This window comes from Paracoccus sp. S-4012 (genome assembly GCF_009674885.1).
Classification (GTDB): Bacteria; Pseudomonadota; Alphaproteobacteria; order Rhodobacterales; family Rhodobacteraceae; genus Paracoccus.
In genome coordinates this window covers 64,912-72,928 of the sequence record NZ_WKKA01000015.1, presented here as the reverse complement: position 1 = coordinate 72,928, position 8,017 = coordinate 64,912, and the positions used below count along the sequence as shown (strand labels likewise).

General features: G+C 68.6%; 6 protein-coding genes. 3 read left to right on the top strand and 3 right to left on the bottom strand.

Annotated elements, in window-relative coordinates; all coding sequences use genetic code 11:
- Window positions 1–338 precede the first annotated feature (338 nt).
- Together GI374_RS15645 and GI374_RS15640 are read right to left on the bottom strand one after the other, a co-directional pair.
- Window positions 339–500 (bottom strand): hypothetical protein, encoded by a 162-nt coding sequence (locus GI374_RS15645; RefSeq protein ID WP_154337981.1) that lies wholly within the window; start codon window positions 498–500, stop codon window positions 339–341.
- A gap of 562 nt (window positions 501–1,062) precedes the next feature.
- Window positions 1,063–2,367, bottom strand: coding sequence for an O-antigen ligase (locus GI374_RS15640; RefSeq protein WP_154337980.1), 1,305 nt, complete (start codon window positions 2,365–2,367; stop codon window positions 1,063–1,065).
- Between the two features lie 262 nt (window positions 2,368–2,629).
- Between GI374_RS15640 and GI374_RS15635 the strand changes: the two genes are divergently transcribed.
- Genes GI374_RS15635 through GI374_RS15625 form a run of 3 tightly spaced genes read left to right on the top strand, consistent with a single transcriptional unit; the run spans window position 2,630 to window position 7,133 of the window.
- Window positions 2,630–3,814, top strand: a complete 1,185-nt coding sequence (locus GI374_RS15635; protein ID WP_154337979.1) for a glycosyltransferase family 4 protein — start codon at window positions 2,630–2,632, stop codon at window positions 3,812–3,814.
- Window positions 3,811–4,929: a glycosyltransferase family 4 protein gene (locus GI374_RS15630; RefSeq protein WP_370515402.1), complete on the top strand. Its 1,119-nt coding sequence runs from the start codon at window positions 3,811–3,813 to the stop codon at window positions 4,927–4,929. Before GI374_RS15635 ends, GI374_RS15630 begins: the two co-directional genes overlap by 4 nt.
- Window positions 4,926–7,133: a polysaccharide biosynthesis tyrosine autokinase gene (locus GI374_RS15625; protein ID WP_154337977.1), complete on the top strand. Its 2,208-nt coding sequence runs from the start codon at window positions 4,926–4,928 to the stop codon at window positions 7,131–7,133. The genes GI374_RS15630 and GI374_RS15625 overlap by 4 nt, the downstream gene beginning before the upstream one ends.
- A 77-nt stretch (window positions 7,134–7,210) precedes the next feature.
- Here GI374_RS15625 and GI374_RS15620 read toward each other — a convergent pair whose 3' ends face one another.
- Entirely contained in the window at window positions 7,211–7,927 is a 717-nt protein-coding gene (locus tag GI374_RS15620; protein ID WP_195759955.1) for a response regulator transcription factor, read from the bottom strand.
- Window positions 7,928–8,017 lie beyond the last annotated feature (90 nt).

Here is an 8,017-nt window from a genome sequence, read left to right as displayed (position 1 = left end):
CGATCACCACCGCGTCAGCAGCGTCGAGCGTCTTGCCGAACCCCTCCAGCGCCGTGCGGGTCATGTCCACCCGCCCCACCCGCCGAAGGACGCCCTTCCACCACCTCCCCGAAGGTTCGATGGACGTCGATGCCGATCACACGTCGCATCTGCGCCTCCTTGTCAGCCTCGATGACGGGAGCGGCGTGGGGGACACGACACCTGCGGAGCCGCACGCGCAGCGCAACCGGGCGAGTCGCAGAGGCGGCCATCTACTGACGCGAGCTCGAGGCTCATCGAATACATCGGCCTGCCCGCAGCTTCGTGCTCCCGGAGCCTCTGTCCCGGATGCTCACAGCCTACGCCGCCAGCGCGAAACCGACGGCCGGAATCTGGGCCCCGGTCACCTCATACCGGTTACGAATGCCGTGGAAAGCCTCAACCGGGTGATCCGCACGGCCATCAAGACCCGGCCCGTTCCCGTCCGAGAAAGCCGCCGAGAAGCTGATCTGCCTGGCCATCCGCGAGCACGAGAAAACCGCGCGAAACGTCAGAGGCTGGCGGACAGCGGTCAATCAGTCCGCCATCATCTTCGACGACAGCTTCAACCCGCTCGGCGGCGGAAGGCGGTCAGATGGAAACGGGCCGAAAGCCCATCCACGGAATGTCGGACATTCCCGGTGAACGCGGATCGAGGAGCTGTCTACCGACTGCTCGGCCCCCTCGTAAGGCGCGAATATGGCCTCGAAAATCCACACGCCGATCCTAGCCCACTGCATGCGGTGGTTGTAGCAGGTCGTGGAGAGTCTGTAACGCTCGGGAATGTCAATTCAGGGCGAGCCGATCCTGAGCCGCCAATAGATGCCGTTCAGCACCTTGCGGTCGTCCGCGCCACACCGCGCGGCTTGTTCGGCAGAAGCGGGGCGATGAGCGACCACTCGAAATCGTTCAGTTCGTAACGGTGCTGGCTCATGCTGCCCTCCTCTTTCGCGAAGTGAATCAGCGATCGCACCGGGATGCTAGCCCTTTATGAGTGCGTGACCTCGCGCGAACGGAGCCTGACAGCGGCGCGGAAAGCCGCTGTCACAGCTCCTGCTTGCGGCACGAGATCATCAGGACCGCCGTCATGAAGATGGTGAACTGAAAGCTGTTCTGCATCAGCAGCGTGCTTTCGGTCAGGTTCATCACCAGCGTCACGCAGATGATCGCGTTGATCCACAACCACTGCTCGGCCGGAAAGCGGCAATGGAGGCGGGCCCCGTCGCGCAGCGCGCGCAGGATGACGATGATGAGCAGGACGGTCCCGACCAGGCCGACGCTCAGCAGCGCATCGCGGTAGCCGTTATGGGCATGGGGCGCCATCCACCCCAGGCGGGTCCAGATCGCCCAGGCATCCCCGCTGCCATCGGTCCAGAAGGCCTGAAAGCCGTAGCCGAGCAGCAGGCGGTTCGAGATCGCCTCGTCCACCATCATCCACAGCGGGACCCGCCCGGTGAGCGAGGCATCCTTGTCGGTGCCCTCCAGCACGACGCCGAGGAGCAGGTCCATCGAGACCACCGTCGCCGCGACCACCTGCACAACTAGCAGGATCAGCACGACCCGGCCGAGCCCGCGCGTCCTGCCCAGCAGCTTGTAGAACAGGGCGAAGATCCCGGTCGACACCGCCGTGACCAGGCCCGTGGACGATTGCGAGAGCAGCAGGCATGCGATCGAGACGGCGAAAACCGAGATTGCGAGCCGGCGTATGCCGGCAGCGCGGTCGGTGGCCACCGCGGCCGCCGCGAGCGCCGCGATGGCGGCGTTCCAGCCGAGGACGTTCTTGTGGCTGAAGACGCCGCGCAACTCGCCGCTGTCCGGCATCCGCGCCCAGCCGGGCAGCGCCACCATCATGGCGAGGCTCAGGACCATGCAGGCCCCGAGCAGCAGGATGACCATAATGAAGAACTGCCGCGGCGTGAAGCGGATCGCGATCAGGTAGGCCACGAGCAGCGACAGCACCAGGCCGATGGCACGGCGCAGCGAGATCGAGGGACTGATCGACCACAGGACCGAGACGACCGTCATGCTGAGGAGCAGCGTGACCCAGATATTGCCTCGCAGGGCGGCCAGAAACTGGGCCGGGCGGCGGGCGAGCAGGATCAGGGTGACGAGGTAGCCGGGCAGCGCCAGAAGCTGCAGCATGGACCGGCCCGAATCGGTGAGATACCCGCCCGGCCCGCTGAAGGCGAGCACCGTGATCGCGCCGGTCTGGATGAACAGCGCCAGCACCACGCCCATGCACTCGACCGTCCGCCACCGCAGGCCGGCCCGGCGCTGCCAGGCGGGGGCGGCCGGTTCGACGGACCAGCGGCGGCGGGCGATGCCGGAGGGCTGGCCGGCGGTGAGCATGGATTCATCCCTGGCGAGGTCGTCCCCAGTGTTCCCGCCGCGCCCGGATCGGGAACCCGGCAATTGGAGCCGCGGTCCTCCGCCGGATGAGCCGGGGCAGGTTACGCCATTCGGCGAAGGGCGAGCAAAGTGCTGAAGCCCGCCCGCGCCGGGCTGGCCCAATGCGCCGAATGCCCCGCGCCTGCCGCGCTTACTGTCGGGAGGGAGCCGTGCCGCGCCTCCCGGCGCCACCGGACGCAAACGCAGCATCTTCGCAGTGACAATGAACGACCTGTTTCCCTCGGCCGCCGCCACCGCCCCGCTGCCCCTCTCGCGCAGCGGACGACCGCGCGGACGCGCGAGCGCGCTGTTGCTCGTCTCCGAACTCGAGGACTTCACCATCTCCTTCGCGAATGGCGTCGCCGCGCATGTGCCGGTGATCCTCGGCGTCCCGCGGCGGCAATATGCCGGGCTGGCGGAGTGGTTCGATCCGGCGGTCGACCTGCGCCTCCTCGACTGGCCGCGCCACAGCAGCCTGAGGAACCCCCTCTTTCTTGCCTCGCTCCTGCGGCTGGTCCGGCGCGAGCGGCCGGGCGTCATCCACCTCCTCAGCAACAACACGCTGTGGCTGAACCTCGCGGCGCCGTTCTGGCGCGACACGCCGCTCGTCACCACGGTGCATGACGTGACCATGCATCCGGGTGACGCCGAGACCGGGAAACTGCCCGTGTGGGCGACCACGCTGATGGCGCGGCAGTCGCGCGACCTCGTGGTGCATGGCGAGGCGCTGCGGGACATGGCGGCCGACCGCTTCGCCAAGCCGCGGCGGCAGGTGCATGTCCTCTCCCACCCCGCGATCCTGCGCTATGCGGAGCTTGCGCGGCGCGAAGGCTTGGCGAGGCGGTCGGAAGGCACCTTCACGGTCCTGCTCTTCGGGCGCATCTACGCCTACAAGGGCATCGAGCTGATGATCCGCGCCGAGGCGCTGACCCGCGAGATCCCGAATCTGAGGATCGTGATCGCAGGCCGGGGCGACGATCCGCGGATGTTCCGGGACCGCATGGGCGATCCGGGCCGCTATGACATCCGCAACCGCTTCATCCCCGATCCCGAGGTGGCGCAGCTCTTCCTCGACGCCGATGTGGTGGCGCTGCCCTATGCCGAGGGATCGCAGAGCGGCGTGCTCCAGATTGCCGCGGCGTTCGGCAAGCCGGTCGTGGCGACCGATGTGGGCGAGATCGGCACCACGGTGCGCGAGGCCGGCATCGGCATCGTCGTGCGGCCGGGCGATGCGCCCGGCCTTGCGCATGCGATGGAGCGGCTCGCGGCGAAGCCCCGGCTGCGGGAGGCCTTCGGATCCCGTGCTGCCGCCTGGGCAAACGGCGAGAACGCGCCCGCCGCGGTCGGCGCCGAGGCCGCGCGCCTCTACCGCCGCCTCGCCGCCGCGCGGCACGAGGTGGCGACGTGAGCGGCCGGGACATCGCCGTCCGGCATTACGGACCGGGCGGTCTCGAGCATGGCGGAGGGATCGGGCGCTTCATCGGCTATGTTGTCGATGAGGCCGCCGGGCAGGCGGTGCGGCACGCCGTCACCGACACGCGGGGGCCGCGCTTTTCGCCGCTCTCCAGCCCGGCGCGGCTTTCGGCGTCCCTCGCGGTGATGACGCGCGACCGCATCCTTGCGCCGCAGCGGGTCCATCACATCCATATCGCCGGACGCGGCAGCACGGTCCGCAAGCTGGTCCTGACCGCCGCGGCCAGACGGCTGGGATGCAGGCATGTCCTGCACCTGCACGACTATGACTACGCGGAGGATTTCAACCGGCGGCCCGCGCGGCTGCGCGCGGCGGTCGGCCGCATGTTCCGGGGCGCCGACGCGGTCGCCGTCCTCGGCCAACGCGACCGGCGGATGGTGGTCGAGACGCTCGGCGTCAGCGCGGATCGCGTGTTCGTCATGCCGAATTGCGTCCCGGACCCCGGAGCGGGCGCGGAGAACCGGGGTGACGAACCGCTGATCCTCTTTCTCGGACGGCTAAGCGAGCGCAAGGGCGTCCCCGAACTGCTGGACGCCCTCGCCGGTCCGGCCATGAGCGGCCGCCGCTGGCGCGCGGTCCTTGCAGGGGACGGCCCCCTTGCCGACTACAGGCAGCGAGTCCGCGAACTGGGCCTCGCCGATCGCGTCGAGCTGCCGGGCTGGCTCGGCACCGAGGCGACCGCGGCGCTCTGCCGGCAGGCCTCGATCATGGTGCTGCCCTCGCATGCCGAGGGCATGGCGATGTCGGTCGTGGAGGGGCTGGCGCATGGGCTGGCGGTCGTCACGACGCGCGTGGGCGCCCATGAGGAAGTCATCACCGATGGCGTGACAGGGGTGTTCGTGCCGGTCGGCGATGCCGCGGCATTGGGCAGGACGCTGGCCGGGCTGGTCGCCGATCCCGCCCGCCGCGCCGAACTCTCCCGCGCCGCGCGCGAGCTGTTTCTCGCGCGGTTCAGCATGGCGTCCTACATGCCGCGGCTGGAGGCCGTCTACAGCCGCGCGCTTGCAACCCGACCGAACCGGACCGTCGCAGAAGGACAGGGCGCTTGAGCCAGCTCGACAAGATCACCCGTGCGCTTGCAACCCCGCCGGCGCCGCTCCCGGCCGAGGGGAATGACGACTGGCTGGACGTTGCGGCCCTGTTTCGGGTCGTGCGCCGCCGGATCAGGCTCATCCTCCTCGTCGGGACGGTCGTCCTGCTGGCGCTCGTGCCGCTCATCCTCGGGATGGAGAAGTCGTATTCGGCGATTGCCCGGATCCTCATCCACGACCCGCTGCCCCCCGCGCTCGCTGCCTCCGGCCTGACCGCGGAGGCCGAGCTGAACCTGACGACCGAGGCCGAACGGCTGGTCTCGCGGCAACTCGCCGTCCGCGTCATCACCGAGCTGCGGCTCCAGGACCGGCCCGAGTTCAATCCGGCCCTGAACGAAGTCTCGCCGCTGGAGCAGGCGAGGGGCTATCTGCGGACCCTGATCCGCGGCGCCGGTGCGGGGGGAGCGTGGCAGGAGACGGACCCGATGGATCCCATCGTCCGCGCCTATACCGCGCATCTCGGAATCCTGCAGGCGCCGGGGTCCGGCGTGGTGAGCATCCGCTTCGCATCGCAGGACCCGATCCTCGCGGCGCTCGTGCCCAACACGGTCATCCGCCTCTACCTCGATGAAAGCCAGAAGCGGGCGGAAGAACGGACCGGCAGGGCGAGCGCATGGCTTCAGGGCCGCGTCACCGAGCAGGCGAGGCGGGTGGCCGACGCCATCGCGGCTGCCAATGCCGTCAGGGAGGAGGCGGAGGACGCGCCCACCGGCGCCCCGGCCGCCACGCAGACCTTGACGGATCTGAGCGCGCGGCGGGCGGAAATCGTCCGAAACCGGGCCGAGTTCACCACCCGGCTGACGGCCCTGGAAGCGGCGGACGACCTCGAGAGCAGGGCCGAGGCGATCGACACGGAAAGCGTCTTCACGCTGTGGCGCCAGATCGAGGCGGAGAAGTCGGACTTGCAGCGGCTCCTCCAGCGCTACGGCGCGGCGCAGGAAGGTGTCGTCGCCGCGGGGGCGCGCGTGGCGGCCGAGACGCATATCAGCGGTCTTGAACGCTCGCTCGAGGCCGAGATCGAACGCGGGCGGCGCAACCTCGTCACCGAGTTGGCGGCGCTCGACCGCGAGGAGCGGGTGGTCGTCGCGAGCATGGCCGCCGCCGAGGAGTCGCTGGCGAATGTCGCCCGGACCGAGGCGCGGCTGGCGCAGTTGCAGCGCGCCGCGGACGCCGAGCAGACCGCCCTCGACGCGCTCGAACAGCAGCTCCGCGCGCTCGAGGCGGAGGCGAGGCTGCCGGCGGCGGAGATCGAGGTGCTCTCCCCGGCGACGGTGCCGCTGGTCCCGGACGGGCGCAGCTCCACCCATTATCTCGTCGCCGCGATCTTCGGGGCGGGCACGCTGGCCCTGCTGGTCGCCTTCATCTTCGAGATGCTCGACAAGACGGTCCGCAGCCATGAGCAGCTTCGCAAGATTCCGGGGATCACGGCAGCCGGCTCCCTTCCGGCGATCCCGCGGCGCGCCTTCCGCTCGCGCCGCTTCCAGGCCGCGGGCCGCCTCTACGCCGAGGGCATTGAGGGCGTGCTTCTCACCCTCGAGCAGCGAAGAAGCGGCGGCGTGCTGCCGCCCAGCATCCTGGTCACCTCGGCGCTCCCAGGGGAGGGGGTGTCGACCACCGCGCTCGCGCTCGCCCGCGAGGTGGCGGCGTCCGGCCGTGGCGTGCTCCTCGTCGATGCGGATCTCCGCCGCGGCAACCTGCATATCCGGCTCGGCGTGCCTGAGTCTCCGGGCTTCTCCGACTTCATCTCCGGCAGGGCGCAGCTCGACGAAGTCGTCCGACACGACGCCGCCTCCGGGATCTCCTACGTCACCCGCGGCGCGCGCGGCGCGAAACGCCAGATCGACCGGGCGCTCGCGGTGACGCTGATGGCGACGGCGAAGGCCAATCAGCAGATGGTGATCTTCGACACCCCGCCGGCGCTTGTGACGAATGAGGCACTGATGCTGGCCGGTCTGGCGTCCCGCACGCTGCTGGTCGTTCAATGGGGCTGCACCCGGCTCAGCGCCGTCGAATCCGCCGTCGAGCGGCTGTCGCAGCGCGGCGGCACGGAGCTGGATGTGGTCATCAACCGCGTGAACCTGAAGCGGCAGGCGCTTTACGGCTATCGGGACGCGGGCGACCTGGCGAAATCGCTGCGCCGGTACCACACCCGCTCGACGTGAGGGGAGGGACCGGCGCAGAAGCTCAGCGGTCTGAATGGCGGCCGGCACAAGACCGGCCGCCCTCATCTCGTAACGGACTAAGCCGGCAGGATGGAATTGAGCTTGTAAGCCGCTTCCGTCCGGTTCGTCGCATGAAGCTTGCGCATGATGCTGCGAATGTGGACCTTCACCGTGCTTTCGCACATGTTCAGGTCATAGGCGATGGTCTTGTTCGACTTGCCGCGGCGCAATGCCTCCGCGACCGCCGTCTGCCGCCCGGTCAGACTCTGGATTTCGGGCGGCGCGTCTTTTTCCTCAACGGCCGATTTCCGCAGTTTTGCGAGACTTTCGAACCTGAGGAAGACACCCCCCGAAGCCGCCAGCCGCGCGGCCTCGATCATTCCCTCGATTCCCAGATTGGCCGGAACATAGCCGGAAACGCCGGAATCGAGGGCGGCGATTATCTGATCGAGGTCGTCGGACGGCGCCACGATGACGACAGCGCAGGAGTCACCAAGATTCTTGATCGAGGCCAGTTCCTTGACGACATCCGCGTTCGAGAGCTGGCGGTTGCCGATGTTGAACAGCACCGTCCATTGCCGGGGAAACGCCCCGGCTGCCTCGACAAACTCGTCCGCAGTCGAATAACCTGAAATGGCAAGGCGAGGTTCGAGCAATTCGATGCTCTTGATGAAGCATTCTCTCTCGAGCCGGCGATTGTCGATCAGCGCAAAGAACTCTTGATCCGAAACCTTGATGACTGGCTGCGCGCTGGCAAGTGACGTAGTCCGGTCTGAATTAATCAATTCTTTCATACCCATCCCCACTCTAGTCAGCAGGGATCATCCGTCAGGATCACCCTGCACACTGCACAGATGGCCGGGGTAATCCCGGGCAAGTGAGTG